This window comes from Micromonospora sp. NPDC005237 (assembly GCF_040607775.1).
Lineage (GTDB): Bacteria > Actinomycetota > Actinomycetes > Mycobacteriales > Micromonosporaceae > Micromonospora.
Genome location: NZ_JBEXHJ010000006.1, coordinates 28,793 through 48,949 on the forward strand (window position 1 = coordinate 28,793; position 20,157 = coordinate 48,949).

General features: G+C 69.6%; 22 protein-coding genes and 1 pseudogene. 15 read left to right on the top strand and 8 right to left on the bottom strand.

Annotated features, from left to right (window positions below; translation table 11 throughout):
- The first annotated feature begins 2 nt into the window (after positions 1-2).
- The 3 genes and pseudogenes from ABZT87_RS17380 (at position 3) to ABZT87_RS17390 (ending at position 2,720) form a co-directional block, all read left to right on the top strand.
- Positions 3-278 (top strand): HPr family phosphocarrier protein, encoded by a 276-nt coding sequence (locus ABZT87_RS17380; protein WP_354855655.1) that lies wholly within the window; start codon positions 3-5, stop codon positions 276-278.
- A pseudogene (gene ptsP / locus ABZT87_RS17385) lies at positions 271-1,875 on the top strand (phosphoenolpyruvate--protein phosphotransferase); the annotation flags it as partial. The gene ABZT87_RS17380 and the pseudogene ptsP, both read left to right, overlap by 8 nt.
- 338 nt (positions 1,876-2,213) lie before the next feature.
- Entirely contained in the window at positions 2,214-2,720 is a 507-nt protein-coding gene (locus tag ABZT87_RS17390; RefSeq protein ID WP_355136554.1) for a hypothetical protein, read from the top strand.
- Between the two features lie 293 nt (positions 2,721-3,013).
- On the opposite strand, the gene ABZT87_RS17395 is transcribed toward ABZT87_RS17390, so the two are convergent.
- From ABZT87_RS17395 to ABZT87_RS17405, 3 genes are all read right to left on the bottom strand, one after another.
- Entirely contained in the window at positions 3,014-3,688 is a 675-nt protein-coding gene (locus ABZT87_RS17395) for an alpha/beta hydrolase (RefSeq protein ID WP_355136556.1), read from the bottom strand.
- Positions 3,689-3,756: 68 nt separating this feature from the next.
- Entirely contained in the window at positions 3,757-4,131 is a 375-nt protein-coding gene (locus ABZT87_RS17400) for a metalloregulator ArsR/SmtB family transcription factor (RefSeq protein WP_355136558.1), read from the bottom strand.
- Between the two features lie 161 nt (positions 4,132-4,292).
- On the bottom strand, positions 4,293-4,892 hold the full coding sequence (locus tag ABZT87_RS17405) for a hypothetical protein (protein WP_355136560.1): 600 nt from the start codon (positions 4,890-4,892) through the stop codon (positions 4,293-4,295).
- Between ABZT87_RS17405 and ABZT87_RS17410 the strand changes: the two genes are divergently transcribed.
- Positions 4,881-5,003 carry a hypothetical protein gene (locus ABZT87_RS17410; protein WP_355065925.1) on the top strand — a complete coding sequence of 41 codons (123 nt, stop codon included), beginning with the start codon at positions 4,881-4,883 and terminating at the stop codon, positions 5,001-5,003. The two genes, ABZT87_RS17405 and ABZT87_RS17410, sit on opposite strands and share 12 nt — an antisense overlap.
- A gap of 86 nt (positions 5,004-5,089) precedes the next feature.
- Here ABZT87_RS17410 and ABZT87_RS17415 read toward each other — a convergent pair whose 3' ends face one another.
- Positions 5,090-6,589, bottom strand: a complete 1,500-nt coding sequence (locus tag ABZT87_RS17415; protein ID WP_355136562.1) for a UvrD-helicase domain-containing protein — start codon at positions 6,587-6,589, stop codon at positions 5,090-5,092.
- Positions 6,590-6,717: 128 nt separating this feature from the next.
- Between ABZT87_RS17415 and ABZT87_RS17420 the strand changes: the two genes are divergently transcribed.
- The 7 genes from ABZT87_RS17420 to ABZT87_RS17450 all read left to right on the top strand — a co-directional run bounded on the left by ABZT87_RS17420 (position 6,718) and on the right by ABZT87_RS17450 (position 12,400).
- Positions 6,718-7,170 carry a VOC family protein gene (locus ABZT87_RS17420; protein WP_354855647.1) on the top strand — a complete coding sequence of 151 codons (453 nt, stop codon included), beginning with the start codon at positions 6,718-6,720 and terminating at the stop codon, positions 7,168-7,170.
- 255 nt (positions 7,171-7,425) lie between these two features.
- Entirely contained in the window at positions 7,426-7,776 is a 351-nt protein-coding gene (locus ABZT87_RS17425; RefSeq protein WP_355136564.1) for a transposase family protein, read from the top strand.
- Positions 7,777-8,011: 235 nt separating this feature from the next.
- Positions 8,012-8,305, top strand: a complete 294-nt coding sequence (locus tag ABZT87_RS17430; protein WP_354855645.1) for a DUF1330 domain-containing protein — start codon at positions 8,012-8,014, stop codon at positions 8,303-8,305.
- Positions 8,306-8,448: 143 nt separating this feature from the next.
- On the top strand, positions 8,449-9,825 hold the full coding sequence (locus ABZT87_RS17435; protein WP_355136566.1) for a low temperature requirement protein A: 1,377 nt from the start codon (positions 8,449-8,451) through the stop codon (positions 9,823-9,825).
- A 327-nt stretch (positions 9,826-10,152) separates the two neighbouring features.
- Positions 10,153-10,326, top strand: coding sequence for a hypothetical protein (locus tag ABZT87_RS17440; protein WP_355136568.1), 174 nt, complete (start codon positions 10,153-10,155; stop codon positions 10,324-10,326).
- Between the two features lie 75 nt (positions 10,327-10,401).
- Complete coding sequence (locus tag ABZT87_RS17445; protein ID WP_355136570.1) at positions 10,402-10,959, top strand: hypothetical protein; 558 nt, start codon at positions 10,402-10,404, stop codon at positions 10,957-10,959.
- Between the two features lies 1 nt (position 10,960).
- Positions 10,961-12,400 carry an NAD(P)/FAD-dependent oxidoreductase gene (locus ABZT87_RS17450; protein WP_354855641.1) on the top strand — a complete coding sequence of 480 codons (1,440 nt, stop codon included), beginning with the start codon at positions 10,961-10,963 and terminating at the stop codon, positions 12,398-12,400.
- Between the two features lie 159 nt (positions 12,401-12,559).
- Here ABZT87_RS17450 and ABZT87_RS17455 read toward each other — a convergent pair whose 3' ends face one another.
- The gene (locus tag ABZT87_RS17455) at positions 12,560-13,168 is read right to left on the bottom strand and encodes a helix-turn-helix domain-containing protein (protein ID WP_354855640.1); all 609 of its coding nucleotides are present in this window, start codon (positions 13,166-13,168) and stop codon (positions 12,560-12,562) included.
- 325 nt (positions 13,169-13,493) lie between these two features.
- On the opposite strand from ABZT87_RS17455, the gene ABZT87_RS17460 reads away from it, so the two are divergent.
- The 3 genes from ABZT87_RS17460 to ABZT87_RS17470 are packed head-to-tail and all read left to right on the top strand — an operon-like array spanning position 13,494 to position 15,656.
- Positions 13,494-14,192, top strand: coding sequence for an MBL fold metallo-hydrolase (locus ABZT87_RS17460; RefSeq protein WP_354855639.1), 699 nt, complete (start codon positions 13,494-13,496; stop codon positions 14,190-14,192).
- Positions 14,193-14,197: 5 nt separating this feature from the next.
- Positions 14,198-14,416, top strand: a complete 219-nt coding sequence (locus ABZT87_RS17465) for an NAD(P)-binding domain-containing protein (RefSeq protein ID WP_354855638.1) — start codon at positions 14,198-14,200, stop codon at positions 14,414-14,416.
- A gap of 58 nt (positions 14,417-14,474) precedes the next feature.
- Positions 14,475-15,656 carry an aminotransferase class I/II-fold pyridoxal phosphate-dependent enzyme gene (locus ABZT87_RS17470; RefSeq protein ID WP_355136572.1) on the top strand — a complete coding sequence of 394 codons (1,182 nt, stop codon included), beginning with the start codon at positions 14,475-14,477 and terminating at the stop codon, positions 15,654-15,656.
- 35 nt (positions 15,657-15,691) lie between these two features.
- Here the strand turns inward: ABZT87_RS17470 and ABZT87_RS17475 are convergent, their stop codons facing one another.
- Both ABZT87_RS17475 and ABZT87_RS17480 read right to left on the bottom strand, forming a co-directional pair.
- Positions 15,692-17,539 carry a glycoside hydrolase family 15 protein gene (locus ABZT87_RS17475; RefSeq protein ID WP_355136574.1) on the bottom strand — a complete coding sequence of 616 codons (1,848 nt, stop codon included), beginning with the start codon at positions 17,537-17,539 and terminating at the stop codon, positions 15,692-15,694.
- A 171-nt stretch (positions 17,540-17,710) separates the two neighbouring features.
- On the bottom strand, positions 17,711-18,571 hold the full coding sequence (locus tag ABZT87_RS17480; RefSeq protein ID WP_355136576.1) for an oxygenase MpaB family protein: 861 nt from the start codon (positions 18,569-18,571) through the stop codon (positions 17,711-17,713).
- A 120-nt stretch (positions 18,572-18,691) separates the two neighbouring features.
- On the opposite strand from ABZT87_RS17480, the gene ABZT87_RS17485 reads away from it, so the two are divergent.
- Positions 18,692-18,967, top strand: a complete 276-nt coding sequence (locus tag ABZT87_RS17485; RefSeq protein WP_354855633.1) for a hypothetical protein — start codon at positions 18,692-18,694, stop codon at positions 18,965-18,967.
- A 59-nt stretch (positions 18,968-19,026) separates the two neighbouring features.
- On the opposite strand, the gene ABZT87_RS17490 is transcribed toward ABZT87_RS17485, so the two are convergent.
- Complete coding sequence (locus tag ABZT87_RS17490) at positions 19,027-20,070, bottom strand: SMP-30/gluconolactonase/LRE family protein (protein WP_355136578.1); 1,044 nt, start codon at positions 20,068-20,070, stop codon at positions 19,027-19,029.
- Between the last annotated feature and the right edge of the window lie 87 nt (positions 20,071-20,157).

The following is a 20,157-nucleotide window of genomic DNA, read 5'->3' on the forward strand; positions in this document are numbered from 1 at the left end:
CGTTGCCCACCAGAACAGTCCTCGTCGGCTCCGCCAGCGGGCTGCACGCCCGCCCGGCGGCGCTGTTCGTCGCCGAAGCGGCGAAGCAGCCGGTGCTGGTCACCATCCGCACCGGCGACAAAAAACCCGTGCCGGCCCGCAGCATGCTCGCCGTGCTGTCGCTCGGCGCCAGGAAGGGCACCGAGGTCACCCTGGAGGCCGACGGCGACGGCGCGCAGGCCGCCGTCGACACCCTGGCCGACCTCCTCGAACGTGATCTGGATGCCGTCGATGCGTGAACTTCGGGGAATCGGGGCCAGCCCTGGCGGTGCGGCGGGGCCGGTCTACCGGCTGGCTCCGCCGCCGGCCCTGCCGCCGTTGGCGGAGACCGTTGATCCCGCAGCCGAGAAGGCGGCCGTGCGGGAAGCGGTCCTCGCCGTCGCCGCCGACCTGACCCGTCGCGCCGACACCGCCCTGGACGCGACCGCCGCCGAGGTCCTGCGCGCCCAGGTGATGATGGCGCAGGACGAGACGCTCATCGACGCGGCCGACATCGCCATCGACGGCGGTGCGGACGCGCCGCACGCGATCACCGACGTGCTCGCCGTGCATCGGGCCGCCTTCGAAGCCGCGGGCGGGTACCTCGCCGAGCGGGTCAGCGACCTGGACGACCTGCGGGACCGCCTCGTCGCCGCGTGCCTGGGGCTGCCGATGCCGGGCGTGCCGAACCCTGGCCACCCGTACCTGCTCATCGCCCGCGACCTGGCGCCCGCCGACACCGCCGGCCTCGAACCGGCCCTGGTGCTGGGCCTGGTCACGGCCGAGGGCGGCCCGACCAGCCACACCGCGATCCTGGCCCGGACACTCGGCATCCCGGCCGTGGTCCGCTGCGCGGGCATCCTGGACGTGACCGACGGCACGCTGGCCACTCTCGACGGGGCGAGCGGCGTCGTGGTGGCCGGCGTCTCCGCCGACACGGTGACCACTGTCAACGCGGACCGACTCGCGGAGATCGAACGCCGCGCCCGCTCCCAGGGCCCGGGGCGGACCGCAGACGGCCATCCCATCGCGCTACTGGCCAACATCGGCTCCGCCCGCGACCTCACCGGCGAGGTGGAAGGCGTCGGCCTGTTCCGCACCGAGCTGCTCTACCTCGACCGCAGCGACCCGCCGTCGCACGAAGAGCAGGTCGCCGCGTACCGCGACGTCTTCGCCGCGCTGCCCGGCCGCAAGATCGTCGTACGCACCCTCGACGCCGGCGCTGACAAGCCGCTGCCGTTCCTGCGTCTGGCCGATGAACCCAACCCTGCGCTGGGCATCCGCGGCCTGCGGGTCGCGCGGCAGACACCCGCCGTACTCACCACGCAGCTGGCCGCGATCGCGACGGCGGCTGCGGCGGCGGACGCCGACGTGTGGGTGATGGCGCCGATGGTCGCCACGGCGGCGGAGGCGGCCGCGTTCACCGAGTCCTGCCGCGAGCACGGCCTGCCAACCGCCGGCGTGATGATCGAGGTGCCGGCCGCTGCCCTGCGTGCCAGCCAGGTGCTTCGCCACGCGGACTTCCTCAGCATCGGCACCAACGACCTCAGCCAGTACACGTTCGCCGCTGACCGCATGTGCGGCGACCTCGCTGACCTGCTCGACCCGTGGCAGCCCGCGCTGATCGCGCTCCTCGCCTCCTGCGCGGCAGCCGGCGTCGAGGCGGGCAAGCCAGTTGGCGTGTGTGGAGAGTCCGCAGCGGATCCCAATTTCGCTCTGGTGCTGGCAGGCCTGGGCATCACCAGCCTGTCCATGGCGCCCCGCAGCATTCCGGCGGTGCACGAGTCCCTGGCCGCGCACACCCTGGACGAGTGCCGCCAGATCGCCGGGGCGGCCCTTGCTGCCCCCAGCCCGGAGGCAGCCCGGGCGGCGGTGGCCGCGCTTCGCGCCAGCTCCGGTTGGGCGACGGCGTTTCCGTGCGGCGAGCCGGTCGTGGCCACCGGCGATTCGTCGTTCAGATCGTCCAGCTCCAGGGATCGCTAAGGGATGTCTCGTGACCCGACCTCCATCTCGGAAGTGTGACCGCTGAACCATCTGGTCGGGGTAGAGGGCATGGCCGGTCGTCAAGGACTGGTGCCGGCGAGGCCGGATTGGTGGGGCCGGATCGTCGGCAGGTACTCATCCGACGCCTGCGCCGCAGCCGAGGTGATCGGCTGCTCTACAGTCGGCTGCATCGGTCGACGGGAGGGCCCTTCATGGACGCAAGCGACGGGACGATGTTCCGTACGTCCGCCCGCCTCATGTTCCTGTTCAAGCTGGTGATCGGCTTGCTGGCCTGGGCTCTTGTCCAAGTCCTTCTATCACTCGTTGCTGGGCGGCCGCCTGCCGACCTGACGAACATCGTCGCGTCAGGCGTCCTCTACGCCGTCCTCCTCAGCGCTTTCTCGCTCGCCCTGCACCGAAGGAACTGGTCATCTGTCGACGTAACCGGTCCGGCGTTGAGGCTCGCCGAGCGGGGGCGGATGGCCGTTCTCCCGTGGCAGGCCATCCAGTCGGCGATGGTCCGCCGTCCTGGTCCGTTCGCCGTCCTTGAGGTCACTCTGCTCCCCGCAGCGGTCGTGCCGTCTGCCACGACACTTCGTCCACGGCTCCGTGCGGGACAGCCTGTCTACACGGTCAGCGTCGGCTTGCTTAGGCCCGCGACCGGCGTCCTGCGCGCCGAACTTGCCCGGCACCTGCCCCAGGTAGCCTCCCGATCCTGAATCCTGCCAAGCGAACGCCTCGTAACCCCGATGATCATCCGGTAAGGACGATCATCGAGGATGCCTGTGTGCAGGTGATTTCCGCAGCCCACCCCGGAGTGGATCTTCCCGTTCACGGGTCTGCAGCCGGCCCCTTAGGTCGCCCGCAGCTGGGCTCTGCCGTACGGTCGACGCAGCAGGTCGCCGGGTCCGCGCCGGCGGATCGGGTGCGGGCCTGGGCGCGCTGGTGCTCTGGGGGACACCAGCGGTACGCCTCGGCGAGCGTCTCCCGGCGGCGCCGGCGGAGGCGCCGATCAGCGGGACGCGGCGACGTCGCTCAGGATCCTCGCCAGCTCGTCCGGGGCGTCGCGCATGAGGTTGTGGCCGGCGGCCAGCGCGTGCGTGGTCCAGCGGGGGTCCTTGCTCAGCTTGCGGTAGGTCGGGGTGAACGGCGACTGGTCGGCCCACCCGGCGGCGTACACGTAGTCCCGGCGGCGGATGTGCGCCAGGTCGCCGGCGAGCCGTAGCGGTTGGAGCACGGAGGCGATCGGGTGTGCCGTCGCCCGGGCGTCGAAGAACGGCAGTGGCCGGGACGCACATCCCGTCTCGTCCACGTCCGCATACCATCTCCGTTCCTGGTCCGAGACGAGTGACCAGCAGGAGTCACCGTCGCCGGGCACCACCGCGTCCAGGTAGACCAAGGAGTCGACCCGGTCCGGCGCCCGGTCGGCGGCCCCGGTGATCACCATTTCGCCGTAGCTGTGCCCGACCAGTACCGTCTCCCGCAGGTACTCGCCCTCAAGGACGGCGATGACGTCCTGGATGTGCGTGTCGAGGTTCACCGTGCCCTGCAGCAGGTGTCGGCGTTCACTCACGCCGGTCAAGGTCAGCGGGTGGACGGTGTGCCCGACGTCGCGCAGTCGCCGGGTGAGGTGCTCGAAGCACCAGCCGCCGTGGCACATTCCGGGGACGAAAACGAAGTTCGTCATGATCCTGCTCTTTCGCTCCCGTGGCGCGTCGAACACGCGAGAGATGACGAGCTGCGGAGTTTCGGCGTTCATTCGAGCTCCCGGGAGTCGTCGGCCATCTGATCCGTTGCTCGTCCGGCGGCCTGCACCGCGGCAAGGTGGGCATCGAGGCGGCTGAGGGACGAGTCCCAGAACCGCCGGTAGTGCTCGATCCAGTCGGCCGCCTCGCGCAGCGGGGCAGCCTCGAGGCGGCTCTCGCGCCACTTGCCCGACCGCGATCGCGAGATGAGCGCGGCGCGTTCGAGCACCTTCAGGTGCCGTGACACCGCTGGCATCGAGATGGAGAAAGAAGCGGTCAGATCGGTGACCGTGGCGTCGCGTTCGGCCAGCTCGGCGAGGATTGCCCGTCGAGTCGGGTCGGCGAGCGCCGAGAACACCGCGCTGAGCTGGTCGGTGCCAGCCACCTGAACCCCCTTCGCTTAACGAAGCTGTTAAGCGTATTGAGGTGCCGATGATGTTGTCAACGGATTCGTTCGCCTGGGCCGGCTCGGCTCCCGCCACCAGCGCTGATGTACGCCGGACGCGGACAGCCCCTTCAGTAGAGGTGGCGACTACTGCGTGAGGATCAGCTGTCCGAGTTCCTGGGTGCATCGGGTGAGCGCGACGTAGAGGCCGTTCCAACCGCGCGGCTCAGCGGCGATGCCCTGGGGTCAATGAGGAGCGTCGCGTCCCATTCCAATCCCTTGGACTGGGTCGCGGTGAGCACTGGCACATCACTCAGCACGGCCAGGAGTTCGGCGATGCGGTCGGCGGGAGCGATGACGCCGACCGTGCCGCCGTGCCACCGCTGCTGCAGCTGCCGCACTGCTTCGGCGGCAGCACCAGCAAGATCAGCGGGTGCGATCGTGAGCTCCCAGGGGGCGATGCCGGAGGAGCGTACCGCCCGTGGCGGCGTGTTGTGGCTGCCAGCCTTCTTCAAGACCGGTTCGGTGAGGTCCATGACCTCGCGCGGGGTCCGGTAGCAGATGGTGAGTTCCGCGGCGGTCCAGCGGTCTCCGAAAACGGCCCGCACCGCTTGTGCCCAGCTGGTGTGCCGGTGGGCTGCCTCCGCCTGGTCGATGTCACCGACGGCGGTGATGGAGCGGCTGGGACAGCGCCGCAGAACCATCTGCCACTGCATCTCGGACAGCTCCTGCGCCTCGTCGATGACGACGTGGCCGTACACCCAGCCACGCTGCCGGCGAGCGCGGTCGGCAACGAACTCGCCCTGTGGTTGCGGGGCGTCGACCTCGCCGAGCAGGTCGGCAATGGTGTCGAGCAGGGGAATGTCGCTTGATGCCCATCCGGCGGGCTCGGCCGCGACGGCGGTGATCTCCTCGGGGGACAGCTGCGGGGCGAACCGGGCCAGCAGGGTGCGGTCGGTCAGGAGATCACCCAGCAGGGTTTCGGGGTCGAGGGTGGGCCACCATGCCTCGATGAACCGGGCGATGGTGGCGTCCTCGGCGATACGACATCGCGCAACTGTTCGGTCTCCTCCTCGGAGAGCAACCCGTCGATGTCACTGCCGGTGGACGTCCGGGCGGAGTGGTGGTCATTCCCCATGTCCCTGTCGACGCGAGCGAGGATGTCCTCGAAGCCCTCCTCCATCTCGTCCATCAGCGCCTCGCGCTGCTCGGCGACGACATCGGCGAGTAGGTGATGCAACTGCTCGGCGAACGCCGCGCGGGCGCGGTGGTAGGGGCGTCCCTGCACCGCCGAGGCGAGGGCGTGCGCCACAGTTGTGGCTGCGATGACGTAGAACTCGCCCTCCCAGCGCAGCTTCAGCTCGCGGGGCCGGGGAAGCAGCGACGTGACGTAGTTTTCGAGCGCGGGCTGCCAGAGGGCGCGGCCCTTGATCTCGGCGAGAGGCCGGCTCTCGTCGCGGCCCACCTGAACGTCGGTCAGCAGGGTGTCGCAGGTCGCCGAGACGACGGCGGTCTCACCGAGCGCGGGTAGCACCTGGGCGATGTACTTGAGGAACCGCGGCGAGGGGCCCAGAACCAGGACCGCCTGGTCGGCCATCTTGCGGTGGGTGAACAGCAGGTACGCGACGCGGTGCAGGGCGACAACGGTCTTGCCGGTGCCGGGACCGCCCTGAACGATCAGTGGGCCGGTCGCCTCCGCCCGGACGATGTCGTCCTGTTCGCGTTGCAGCGTGGAGATCGCTGTCGACATGCGACCGGTGCGCCGCTGGTCGAGGGCGGCCAGGAGAGCGCCTTCGCCGACGAGTTCCGCCGTCGTGGTTCCGTCCAGAGGCTCGTCGTCCACGCCGACGACGACCGATCCCGTCGTACGGATGTGTCGGCGCCGTGCCTGACCCTGTGGGTCGACAGCCGTCGCGGTGTAGAACGGCCGAGCTGCGGGAGCGCGCCAGTCCACCAGCATTGGCTCGCTGCCCTCGCCGTCGTCGCGGAGACCGACACGGCCGACGTGGCGCACGGTGCCGTCAAGACCGTCGAGGCGGCCGAAGACCAGCCCTTCCTCTGCTCGCTGGAGCTCGTCGAACTGCTGGCGGAGCATGCGCTGCCGGGCCAGCGCCAATGCGTCCAGCGCCTCCGACGAAAGCTCGACCTGTAGCTGGTCGACCAGCTTGTCGCGCCGGGCCGTGGCCACGTCGAGAAACGCCTGTTCCTCGGCTATCGCGGATCGGCGCGCGACGCCCTCCGCGGTAGAGGTCGGTGGTTCGCTGACGCCAGCAGTGCCGTTGTTCAGAGCAGACTTCCGGCGCATTCGCAAGTCCTTGTATGGGTGTCCCTCGGCCCGGACGAGCCGCAGTGCGGTCGGCGGCAAGCATAGGTTTGTGTTTCCGTCATCGGCCAGGAAATCCGCCGGCAGGGAGGGGAATCTCAATACCTTGCAGTTCGGGTTCGCGTGTGGCCTCAATGAAGTGATCTCAGCAAAGGGTTGGACGGCACTGACGCTTCGCGAGCTGCTCGTCTTCGGGGCTGGTGGAGTCTGGCCGTGGGCCGGACTGGAGAGACGCTGCTGGTGACATCGGGCATGCTGTGGGTATGACTGAGGAACTGAGAGATCGTTCCGTGCCGTCCGGCGACACGGTGTCCGCTTCGCCATCAGTGATCTCTGTGATGCTGATCGTCCCGGATGCTGACGCTGCGGTCGCCTGGTACAAGGCTGCGCTGGGCGCGACAGAGCTGTGGAACCTTGGTGGCGTCGCCGGCCTTGAGATCAGTGGCGCGGCCTTCTTCCTCCATGAGGTCAATCCCGAGAACCCCACAGAGACCAGTCCCGGCCAGGCGGGGGTCACAAGCACCCGCATTGAGGTGTTCGGCGATGATCCCGACACCTTCATCGAGCGCGCCGTGGCCGCGGGCGCGATCGCCGGAGCGGGAATCGAGGATCACCACGTGCCCTGGGGGACGCACCGTCAAGGTGGCTTCACGGACCCGTTCGGCCACAAGTGGTCAGTAGGCGACAAGTCACCTCTGGGTCCGTTCCCACGCTGATTGGGCCGGCCCTTCGAATGCGACGCAGGATCGCGTACGGCTGCATGGCCTGCGGTCTGGCCAGCTCTTTAGCGAAGTGTCAATGCCGGAGCTGGAGTCCGGAAATGGGTCGACACGGAACCAACCGTCCAGAGCGGACGGTGCTGGACTCGGCGTGGAGTCCTCGGTAGAAGAAGATCTGCCAAAATCTACTTCACCAGTCAGGACTCCACGTGATCGCTTATCGTGCCATGCTCGACGTCCCCAAGGGAACTCGTGCACCACCTTGCCCGGCTGCTGGCCACCGAACGCCGCGCCCGCGGCACCCGAAAGGGCACCAGGGCGATGACCTGCTTTCGTCAGGCGCTGATGGCGCTGGTCTGGTTCCGCAAAGGCGGGGACAAGACCCTGCTCGGCGCTGGATTCGCCGTGTCGAGGGCCACGGCGTACCGCTACATCGCCGAGGCCATCACGGTCCTGTCCGCTCAGGCCCCGGACCTACACACCGCCCTGCGGCGGGTCGCGGACGAGGGCTGGTCCCACGTGATCCTCGACGTCGGCGACATCGTCCGCGCCAGCCTCGTATTGACCCATTTCGAACACCGATACCTGCCCGATTCCCGCTGAGATCACCTCAATCAATCTCGATTCGTTCATTGACAGTCCGAGGGTCATCTGATCTCGCAGGAGTTTTACGGCACGGACGCCTTCGGCCGCAGCCTGGGCTACCTCAGCCAGCGGCCTGTGTAGCCACCGCGACCCACTCGGTACGGCCCGGCGGGTAGCCTGACACCGCAGCGCCCCTGTCCCTCGAAACGGGTCAAGCCCGTCAGCCGATCGTGGAAAGAACACTGGAGGTTCCGTGGCCAAGGGCTACTGGGTCAGTGCCTACCGCACCATTTCAGACCCTGAGAAGCTGACTGCCTACAACAAGCTGGCCGCTCCAGCCGTCCAGGCCGGGGGCGGGCGGGTCCTCTCCCGCGGCGGTCGAGTCGTCGCACACGACGCCGGAATCGCCGAGCGCACCGTCCTGATCGAGTTCGACAGCTTCGAACAGGCCGTCGCGGCACACGAGAGCGAGGCCTACCAGGAGGCGCTGGTCGCCCTCTCCGACGGCGTCGAGCGCGACTTCCGCATCATCGAAGGCATCGACTGACCGGGGCGACCGCGCCAACGCCAGCGATTTCACCTTTCTGAACGACTCCTGCGCTTGCCAGGCGTCGTTGCGGCGGGATGAGGGCTGACGCAACTCCTCTGGCGACCGGCTCGTTGGTGACACGGGGCGGACGGAGGCGGACGATGGCGGCGGGGCGGGGTGCCGAGCTGCTGCGCCCTCCCACCAGTTCGGGCCGTGCCACTTTCCTGGAGCTGTTCTTCGATCTGGCCTTCGTCGTTGCCCTCACCCGGGTCTCGCAACGATTCGCCACCTTGAGCGATGACACTGGCTGGGCGCTCGTCACCGGGTTCGGACGTACCCTGCTGCTCTTTCTGGCGCTCTGGCTGGTCTGGTCGCACACCGCCTGGATCACCAGTCGCTACGAACCAGAGCAACCGATCATTCAAGCCGTCGTGGTCGGCACCATGTTCGCCGGCCTGATCATGGCGGTGACGTTGCCACGCGCCATGGAGGAGCGAGCGCTCCCGTTCACGGCCGCGTACCTGATGGTGATGGTGGTGCGGCCAGTGGTGATCGCCGCCGCGCTGCGTGGCCACCCGCGACGGCTGGTGCCGATCCGACTTGCCGTGTGGGCCTCGGCGAGCGCGCCGCTGTGGCTGGCCGGCGCGCTGGGCCCGGACCGACTCCGCCTGCCGCTGTGGGCTGCCGCACTCGCCGTCGACTACCTCGCCTGGGCCCTGGGCTGGCCGCTGCCGTGGCTCGGGGTGTCGAAAGTAGGTCGGTGGCGGATCGAGGGGACCCATCTCGCGGACCGTTATCAACAGATGTTTCTCATCGCACTCGGTGAGTCGATTCTGGTTATCGGCGTGGTCTTCAGCGGCGCGGACTATTCCGCGGAGCGGGCCGCCGCCTTCGCGGTCGCGTTCGTCACCAGCGCGCTGCTCTGGCGGATCTACTTCTACCGCGCCGGTTTGCTGTTGACGCAGGCGTTCGGCCGAGCGGGTATGCCGGGCCGGCTGGGCGCGGTGTTGGAACGGACGCATCTGTTGATCGTGCTAAGCGTGCTCGTCACGGCGGTCGGCTACGAGCTGGTGATCGATCATCCGACACGGGTCATCGCGGCGATCGACCGCCTCGCCTCCGCTTCGGCCGTGGCGGTGTTGGACACGGAGATCGCGTCAGCCGCCGTCCTCGCCACGTGGTTCCGCCCGCGCAGCAGGTGCGCAGGACCGCCGCGTCACGCCTCGGAGTCGCGATCTCCGGACGTCTCCCGTCCGATCGGCGAGGCGGGACCCTCCAGCGGCTGCCCCCGGCTTCGCAGCGCGTCGAGTAGCGCGACCAGGGCCAGCACTCCGGCCACCACGCTCAGCCCGGCCATCGGCGTCCAACGGGCCAACGCCGGCGTGAACAGCAGCAGGGCCACCAAGCCGATCATGGGGGGTCGGGAAACCCGGCCGAAGATCTCGTACTCCAGCCGCATACGGGCGACGAGGAAGAGCATCGGACCGCCCACCACGAACAGCAGCCAACTGGGCCGCGGCTGCCCGAACGCCGGGTAATCGCCCGGCGTGGCACGCACCGGGCGCGGATGCCGCACCTGCGCTGCTGTCACGGGTAGTGGCGAGCCCCACTCGATCAATAGTGGCCAGATAGAACGGTCGGTCTTGACGGCAGAAGTGTCGGTCGGTACGGTTCTCAGGGACAGAACGTTCGTTCCACCTGGCGCAGCCGGGTGCGCGGCTGTCCCTGAAGGAGAGCGCCATGCCTACCAAGATCACCCTCGTTATCGGTAATCCCGCCGACCCTGCCGAGTTCGAGAAGGTCTACGCCGACGTGCGTCGGGCCGCGGAGACATTCCCGAAGGTTCAGCGGTCGAGTCAGCCAAGGTGTGGCCGAAGGAGGACGGCACGCCTACTCCCGCGTACCGGACGCTCGACCCGTACTTCGCCAGCTACGAGGACGCCTCCGCCGCGGTCGCGACGCCCGCTGCCCGCGCCGTCTTCGGTGGGCTCCAGGGCGCTCAGGTGGAGATCACGGGGCTGTTCTCCAACATCGAGTAGCACCGCCGTCTTGTCCCGGCGGTGGCCCGCACCCGCTGGGCGTCCCTCCGCTCCGGAATCACCGAGAGGATGACCATGACCACCCTTGCCGTTCCCGGCATCTCGACGACGGCCGCTGCCTTGCGGCGGTTGTATTTCGGCCGCTTCGCCTTCGCAATCGTCTGGGCTGCCGTGACGTTTCCACTCGCCCCGCACCTCAACCCCCTCACCGTCGCGCTGCTCGTGCTCTACCCGCTGTTCGACGTGGCCGCCGCCATCGTCGATGTCCGCGCGTCGCGGGCCACCGGATCGCCCACCCTGCTGTACGTGAACGTCGCGATCAGCCTGCTCGCCGCGGTGGGCCTGGGCATCGCCGGCGCGTCCGGCATCCCGGCGGTCCTGCGTGTCTGGGGCGCCTGGGCGGTCGTGGCCGGGCTGGTTCAGCTGATCGTGGGCGTCACCCGCCGCAAGATGGGTGGCCAGTGGCCGATGATCATTAGCGGTGGCATCTCCGTCATTGCCGGTGGATCGTTCTTCGCGGCTGCCTCCGCGGACAACCCGGCGCTGACCAACGCGATCGGCTACGCCATCCCCGGCGCTATCTTCTTCCTCATCGCAGCCATCCGCCTCGGCCGCGCCGCGAAGGGGAACTGACGTGCAGAACGCCACGTACGACGTCATTGTCATCGGCGCGGGGCCGGTGGGGGAGAACGTCGCCGACCGCGTCGTGCGGGGCGGCCTGACCGCCGCGATCGTCGAGCGGGAACTGGTGGGTGGTGAGTGCTCGTACTGGGCCTGCATGCCGACCAAGGCGTTGCTGCGCAGCCAGACGGCGCTCCGGGCGGCTCGTCAGCTGCCCGGAGCGCGCGAGGCGGTGACCGGCGATCTGGACGCGGCGGCCGTGCTGCGCCGCCGGGACTCCTTCGCCTCGCACTGGAAGGACGACGGCCAGGTGTCCTGGCTGAATTCGGCGGGGATCGCGCTGTATCGGGGCCAGGGGCGGATCAGCTCCGACCGGTTCGTCGAGGTGACCGGCGCGGACGGCGCCCCGACCTCGCTCACCGCCCGACACGCGGTCGTCATCGCGACCGGAAGTAGCGCGCTGGTGCCGGACATCGCCGGCCTGCATGAGGCGGCGCCGTGGACCAGCCGTGAGGCCGCCGCCGCGAGCGAGGTTCCCGGCCGGCTCGCCATCATCGGTGGTGGCGTGGTGGCCGCGGAGATGGCGACGGCGTACGCCGGCCTCGGATCGTCGGTGACGGTCCTCGCGCGGGACGGAGTGCTCACGCTGGCGGAGCCGTTCGTCGGCGAGCGGGTCACGCAGTCCCTGCGAGAAGCCGGCGTGTCCGTCCAACTCGGTGCCGAGGCCACCTCGGTGAGCCGCGACGGCGACGGCACGGTGCACATCACGCTCACCGACGGCGACCAGGTCGAGGCCGACGAAATCCTCGTTGCGATCGGCCGTACGCCGAACACGCACGACGTCGGCCTCGACCGGATCGGCCTGAAGCCGGGCGCCTGGCTCACGGTCGACGACACCCTGCGAGTGGTCGACGGTGCCGGCGCGTTGATCGGCGACGGATGGCTGTACGCGGCCGGGGACGTCAACCGGCGGGTGCTCCTGACCCACCAGGGCAAGTACCAGGCTCGAGCGGTGGGCGACGTGATCGTGGCGCGGGCCAGGGGCGAAGCGCCAGACGAACGCCCGTGGGGTCGGCACGTCGCCACCGCCGACGCGCGCGCCGTGCCGCAGGTCGTCTTCACCGACCCGGAGGTCGCGTCGGTGGGGCTGACCGCAGCCGCCGCCGAGGCCGCCGGGCTGCGGACCCGGGTCGTCGACTACGACCTGGCCGCCGTCGCCGGGTCCGCGCTGCATGCCGACGGCTACCAGGGGCATGCCCGGATGGTCGTGGACGAGGACCGGCGGGTCATCGTCGGCTTCACCCTCGTCGGCCCGGACGTCGCGGAACTGCTCCATGCCGCGACGATCGCCGTCGTCGGTGAGGTCCCCCTGGAGCGGCTGTGGCACGCCGTTCCCGCGTACCCGACCGTCAGCGAGGTCTGGCTACGTCTGCTCGAGGCGTACGGCCGCTGACCCGAGCCGTTCGGCCGTGCTCGCCACCGCCGGCCGGGCACCCGTTGCGACGAGGCTCACGAACGGGCTCAACCGGTGGTGGCAACACGAAAGGAGCTGGGCCATCCCCTCACCGGGGGTGGCCCAGCTCGACGTCGTGCGGCAACGGTCGCGCGAGGACTAGCGGGCCGACTCTGCCGACTGACGCTCCGAGTTGATCCTGAGGAGTCCTTCGACACCGCGCAGGAAGGTCTCGGACACCAACGTGGGGTCGGAAAGGCATCCGGCTGCCATGGCGCCGTCCCGGAGCATGACGAAGTGGCGTGCCGCGGGATCCGCCGTTTCTTCGTGGACCTGTGCCATGAGCATGGTGATGGTGTCCAGGAACCATTGCCGGTGGGCCGTGAGTTCTTGGTGCACGGGATGGTTCGTGTCGGGGTATTCCGCTGCGGCGTTCAGAAAGGCGCACCCGCGGAACCCGGGGGACTGGATGTTCTGAGCGATGGAACCCGCGATGGCCAGGAGTGGATCGACCGGCGATCGGTTGGCGGCGATGGCCTCGTCGACCATGCCGCGCTCCAGCTGATGCACCTTACGTAGGTAGGCCAGGATGAGGTCGTCCTTGCTGGGGAAGTGCCGGTAGAACGTGGCCCTGGTCACCTTCGCCTCGGCGATGATCCGGTCGACGCCGACGGAGTGAATGCCCTCCGCGTAGAAGATTCTGATCGCCGTGCGGAGAAGCCTGAGCCGTGCCTCAGAGGGCCGGGCATCGGGTTCGTCGCGCGTCATCCCACCATCTTAGCGACAGAACGTTCGGTCTGATCTGTGCCTGCGATATTGGACGAGGCCCTCCGTTCGTCGATCCCACTGACGGCGCCCTCGTCGATGCGGGATTCTGGATGCGGCAAGCCGGAGCCGGGATCGCGGGCTGATGCGTATTGCCGGGGAAATGCTCCGCTGACCGTCCTTGTCGGCCCGGTCTGCGTATCACAGGCGGTGGGCGGTGAGGCCTCTCGTGGCTGGCGGTCTGGCACTCTGTGCGGATGCGACGGGTCACCGTGCTGGGCAGTTCTGGCGCCTTCCCGAGCCGGGCCGTGCCTGTAGCGGTTTCGCGGTGGACTGGGACGGCTACCGCCTGGTGCTCGACCTGGGCTACGCCACGCTGCCGCGGCTGCTCGGGCACTGGCCAGACGGTGCGGTCGACGCTGTCGTCATCACCCATGAGCACCCCGATCACTGCGTCGACCTGCACGGACTGTTCCGGATGCGGTTCTACGGATCCTCTGCTGAACCACGGCTGGCGTTGTACTGCCCGCCGGGCGTGCTCGACCGGATCAGCGGCCTGGAGCCGGACGTCGACCTCCACGCGGTCTTCGACGTGCATCCGCTGCCCGGCACCTACCGGGTGGGACCCTTCGACCTGACCGGACTGTCCCTTCCGCACCACGTGCCCAACGCGGGCATTCGGATCGAGGCCGACGGGACAGCGGTGGCCTACTCCGGGGACACCGGCCCGACCCCCGTGCTGGCCGAGCTCGGCCGCGACGCCGATCTGTTCATCGTCGAGGCCACCGACCGCGACGGCGAGACCGACCGACCCACCCGCCATCTGATGACCTCCACCGAGGCCGGTCACTGGGCTCGCCGGGCGGGCGCCCGCTGCCTGCTGCTCACCCACTTCTGGCCGGGCAACGACCGGGCAGCCGCAGTGGCCGCCGCACAGCTGGAGTTCGACGGGCCTGTGCTGGCGGCCGAAGAAGGCCTCACCGTCCTGCTCGGCACACCAGATCCGGTGACGACCGGAAGCAGGTAGCCGGGATGAGTGCTCGTACGGTGGGATTCATCGGGCTCGGCATCATGGGCGTGCCCATGGCGACGAACCTCGTCAACGCGGGCGTCGACGTGGTCGTCTGGGCACGTACGCCCGGGCCCGTCGCGGAGCTCGTCGCCGCCGGAGCGCGCGCGGCCGACGACCTTCCGGGAGTGTTCGGCGCGGCTGGGACGGTCATCCGAGGTCGAGGGCGCGACAGCGCGTAGTTCGTCGCACCGTGAAAGGGGTCCGGCGCGCTGCGGGCTCGCCGAATAGGCTTTGGCCATGAGTGGCGTGCTGAACCCTCCGCGCGACGCGGTGAATCCCCTTCGTCAGCTCACGATCGACCAGCTCCGGCAACGGACGAGCCTCAAGTGGCGGGAGTACCCCGACGACGTGCTGCCGCTCTGGGTGGCCGAGATGGACGTGCCGCTGGCCGAGCCGGTCGCCACCGCGATCACCGACGCTGTCGCGCGCGGCGACACCGGTTACACCGCCGGCACGGCGTACCCGCAGGCGCTGGCGGAGTTCGCCCGGCGGCGGTGGGGTTGGGACGGGCTGGCGGTGGAACGCACGGCGCTGGTGCCCGACGTGATGCACGGCGTCGTCGAGGCGTTGCGGCTGGTCACCGAGCCGGGGGACGCGGTGGTCGTCAACTGCCCGGTCTACCCACCGTTCTACGAGTTCGTGGCGCACGCCGACCGCCGGATCGTGGAGGCGCCGCTCGGCGGGGACCTGCGGATCGATCTCGGCACGCTTCAGGACGCGTTCCGGCAGGCTCGTTCCGGTGGGCGGCCGGCGGCGTACCTGCTGTGCAGCCCGCACAACCCGACCGGCGTCCTGCACACCGCGGACGAGTTGGCCGCCGTCGCCCACCTGGCCGAGCGGCACGGGGTGCGGGTGATCGCCGACGAGATCCACGCTCCGGTGGTGCTCGGGGGAGCGCGCTTCGTGCCGTACCTCTCGGTGCCGGGCGCCGAGAACGGCCTGTCGCTGATGTCCGCCTCCAAGGGGTGGAACCTGGCCGGCCTGCGCGGTGCGCTGCTGATCGCCGGCCCGGCCGCGGCGGGAGACCTCGCCCGCGTTCCGTTCGGGGCCAGCGTCAGCACCAGCCACCTCGGCGTGATCGCCCACACCGCCGCCTTCCGCGACGGCGGCGAGTGGCTCGACGCCCTGTTGACCGGCCTTGGCGACAACCGTCGGCTCCTCGCCGCGCTGCTCGCCGAGCATCTGCCCGCCATCCGCTACGACCCCGGTCAGGCCACCTATCTCGCCTGGCTCGACTGCCGCGCCCTGGGCCTCGGTGACGACCCCGCGGCCGTGTTCCTCGACCGCGGCCGGGTGGCGCTCAACTCCGGTACGGCCTTCGGCACCGGGGGCGGCGGTCACGTCCGGCTGAATCTGGCCACCGCGCCGGAGTTGATCACCGAGGCGGTACGCCGAATGGCCCTCGCCGTCGCGGGATAGGCCACCCGCGACGCGGCCGACCGGAGGTGCCCGTGCTACCGGCGGTTGCGGGCCTCGGCCTCGGTGTCGAGCAGGTCGTTGAGTGTCAGCGCGGAGTTGATCAGCGACAGGTGGCTGAACGCCTGGGGGTAGTTGCCAATCTGCTCCCCGGTCACGGCGATCTCCTCGGCGTAGAGGCCGAGGTGGTTGCTGAAGGTGAACATCTTCTCGAACGTGAGTCGGGCGTCGTCGAGGCGACCGGACCGGGCCAGCGCCTCGACGTACCAGAAGGTGCACATGTTGAAGGTGCCCTCATGGCCGGGGAGACCGTCGGGGGAGTGGACCGGGTCGTACCGGTGGACCAGGCTGTCGGAGACCAGCTCGCGTTCGATCGCCTCCAGGGTGGACTGCCACAGTGGGTCGCTCGGCGTGACGAAACCGACGGAGGGCATGGCGAGCAGCGCCGCGTCCAGCACGCTCTCGTCGTACGCCTGCACGAAGGTGCCGCGCTCCCGGTTGTATCCGCGGGCCATGACCTGGTCGTAGATCCGGTTGCGCTGCTCGGTCCAGCACGTCATGTCCCCGGGCCGGCCGGTGCGGGTGGCCAGCCGGATGGCCCGGTCCAGCGCCACCCAGGACATCACCCGCCCGAAGGTGTAGTTACGGGGGTGGTGGCGGCTCTCCCAGATGCCGGCGTCGCGCTGATCCCAGTTGTGGCAGAGCCAGTCGACGAGCCGGACGGTGCTCTTCCACACCTGGTGCGAGACGCGGATGCCCTGTTCGTCGGCGAGGTGCATGGCGTAGAGCGCCTCGCCGTGGATGTCGAGCTGAAGCTGGTCGGCGGCGCCGTTGCCGATCCGCACCGGCCGCGAGCCGCGGTAGCCCTCCAGATGGTCCAGCACCTCCTCGTGCAGGTCGGAGGAGCCGTCCACCCGGTACATGAGCTTCAGGGGATCCTGGTGGTCGCCGGCTTCGCGGATCCGCTCGTCCAGCCACGTCATGTACCGGCTGACCTCCTCGGTGAAACCGAGCCCGAGCAGCGCGTGCACCGAGAACGACGTGTCGCGTACCCAGGTGTAGCGGTAGTCCCAGTTGCGGGTTCCGCCGACCAGCTCGGGCAGCGCCGCCGTGGGCGCGGCGATCATCGCGCCCGTCGGGGCGTACGTCATGAGTTTCAGCGTGATGGCGGAGCGCTCGACCATCTCCCGCCACCGGCCGGTGTAGCGGGAGCGTTCGACCCAGCGCCGCCAGTAGTCCCGGGTCCACTCGAACACGCCCTGGATCTCCTCCGCCGGGATGACGCGCGGCTCGGTGCCGGCGGTCTCCAGGACCACGCCGCCGGTGTCGCCCTCGTTCAGGGTGCCGTAGCCGACGAGGTCGTCGCCCTCAAGGCGGATCTCGCCGCGTTCGGAGATCAACCGGCCAGTGGGGTCCACCGGGTTGAACGTCAGCGTCGCCGACCGGCTGCGGAAGACGTAGCCGTTGTGGTGGCGCTCCAGCTGATGCTCTTCCCGGGCGTAGTCGAACCGCGGCCGGCACTCCACGCGGAAGCGCATGCTGCCGCGGACCATGGTGACGATGCGGACCAGGCGGTGCGCGTCGGTGACCCGCTCGCCGGTCACCGGCATGAAGTCCATCACCTCGGCCACGCCGTCCGCGCTGATGAACCGGGTGATCAGGATGGGCGTGCCGGGGAGGTAGAGCTGTTTGGTGACGTACCGGACGTCGTGGGGCGCGATGCGGAAGTAGCCGCCCTTGTCCTTGTCCAGCAGGGCCGCGAAGATGCTCGGCGAGTCGAAGCGCGGCGCGCAGAACCAGTCGACCGTGCCGTCACACGTCACCAGCGCGGCGGTCTGCAGGTCGCCGATGAGTCCGTGATCCTCGATCGCCGGATAGCTGTCCACGTCTCTCCCCGGTTTGGCTGCGTCCTGCGCATCGAACCTAGGGGGAGAACTGTCGGCTCAGGCGAGATTCACGTTCAGCCACCCTGTCGTGCGGGCAGGGGATCTCGGGCCCTGGGACACGGGAAGCCACCCCTCTCGCCAGGGCGGCCTGACCCCCTGGGCGGCGGCGTGCTACTCAGGGGCGGGGTCGTGGTGCGGGCCGAGGTGGCTGATCTCGTACCCGTCGGGGTAGCTCCTGGCTCTCATGCCCTCGGCGAACAGCGGTGTCGTCCGTGGCGACCCGCACCACCGCTGCAGCCGCGAGCGCGTCTTCAACGCCACGTGCAGGCCGGCCCGGACTGGCCACGGCGGCGCGTCGACCCGCGTCGCGCGTCGCAGCGGCGCGTCGTACATGGCGCTGACCAGCGCGTTTCCCAGCGGTGCGAGCAGCCGGGGGAGCCGCGTGAGCAGCAACATCCGCGTGGCCCGCTCGATGGCCGCCGCCTCGTCGTTGGGCTGGAGGTGAACCGCGTCGTGCGCGTCGAACCAGGTCTCGAACTCGGCGTACGACCCCGGGATGTCCGTGATGCCCATCCGCCGGCCCAGTTCCCGGTAGAACAGGTACGTCGCCTGCCGCTCGTGGCAGCAGGGCGGGCGCCAGCCGTACTCCTGCAACCACCGCGTCGGGATGACGACCAGGCAGCCCAGGACGTAGCGGAAGTCGTCGTTGCCGATGTCGTACGGGCGGTGGATCTGGTTGACGCGCCGTAGCGCGTCGCGGCCCCGGGGTTGGTCGAAGCCGTTGAGCACCATCTCGTACATCAGCAGGCCGGTGTCGTCGATGCGTTTCTGGGTGCGGTCGGTCAGCTCGCCGGTGGCGGTGTGCACGGCGGCGATGGCGGGGATCGAGAAGGACCGGTTGAAGGCGAGGTTGAGCCCGAGCTTCATGTCCCAGGGAAACTCGCGGCGCAGCATGGTCTGGTAGATGTCCAGGTAGTCACGCTGCGGGTCCAGCGTGCGGGTCCGCTTCAGGTTGTCGTAGCGGCCTCTCATCGGCGGGCGTCTCCAGACATCGGCACGGAACGTGAGTGTAAGCTCGCTCCATTTTGGAACACAGATGGGCGGGACAGGCATGGCGCACGGCGCCGACGCTGTGTACCGCAGGTTCCTCGGATGGCTCGCATGAAGGCCGGCGACTTGTTGATCGTGGGGCGAGAAGCCAGCGTGCAGTTCATCCGCCCCATCCGGTTCCGCGTGATCCGCGTACTCGATTGGATCACCTACGACGGGTGGGTCTGGCTCGACGGGTACCAGCTCGACGATCGAGGCGACGCGGTGGCGCGACGGTCGATCTTCGTCATGGAGGAGGGGCTGCGATCCGCCCCGGCACCCGTCACGATCGGGCAACCGGGGCGGAAAAGGGTTCCCAGCCGTCGCGTTACGGCCTGAGCCGTATCGCCGGGTGTTGATGGACAGGTCCGGGCGTCGGGGTCGCCTCCGGGCCGCCCTCAGTACGGATAGCCCGGGACGTTGAGCCGCACGCTGTAGAGGCCGGAGTCGCCCCACGCACCCGAGGTGATGTAGAGGGTCTGCCGATCGGGCCCGCCGAAGGCCACGTTTGTCGTCCCGGAGAAGCCGGGCCGGATCGTGCCGAGCTGGGTGCCCGTGGGGGAGTAGACGTGGACCAGGGAGTCCCCGCCCGAGGCCCAGTACACGTTGCCGGCGCAGTCGATCGTGACGCCGTCCGGGCCGCCGATGTAGTTCACGAAGACGCTGCGCGCGCCGGTGGTGCCATCGGGCTGGACGGCGTACTTGTAGATCTTGTTCTCGGAGTAGGCGCCCACGTACAGCGTGGATCCGTCCGGTGCGAGCGCGATGCCGTTGGGCTGGCGCAACTGGTCGTCCACCAGCGACACCTGGCCCCCGGAGACGCGGAAGACGCTGGTACGACCGGACATCTGGTCCGGGCGGTTGCCGCGCTGGAAGTTGGGGTCGGTGAAGTAGGTGACGCCATCGGACCGGACCGCGACGTCGTTGGGCGAGTTGAACGCCCGGCCCTGGTAGTTCGCCGCGACGGTGCTGCGGCTCCGGTCGCTCAACCGGTACGCGGACACGCTGCGCTGGTCGTGGGTGGCCGCGATGATCTGCTGGCCGTCGGCGCTGAGGGCCAGACCGTTGCTGCCGGCGTTGGCGATGAACGTGTCGAAGGTCGACGGCGGGGTGAACCGGCGGATCGTCGACGGCTGCACGTTGTACGGCCCGGTGCCGGCGGCCATGTCGGAGAAGAGCAGATAGCCGCCGTCGGCGACCCAGACGGGCCCTTCGAGGAAGTTGAAGCCGCTTCGGATCTTCGTCGCCGTCACGGAGCTGGACGGCAGCGGTGACCCGGACCCGGCCCCCGTCAGGCACGCTCCGGGCGGTGTGCCGGGCGGGCCGGCGAGCGCGACGGCGGCCGTGGTGTGAGCGCTCACAGGTGCGGCGGCGGGCAGCGGGGCGGCGCTGGCCGCGAGGCAGAGTCCGGCCAGGACGGCGATGGTGGGACGCCGGATCATCGGATGCTCCAATCGGCGTCGGCGGGTCGCGAGGACCGGCCGACGATCTCGGGGTCGCGGGGCGGGCACGGGTGCGGGTCGGGCCGC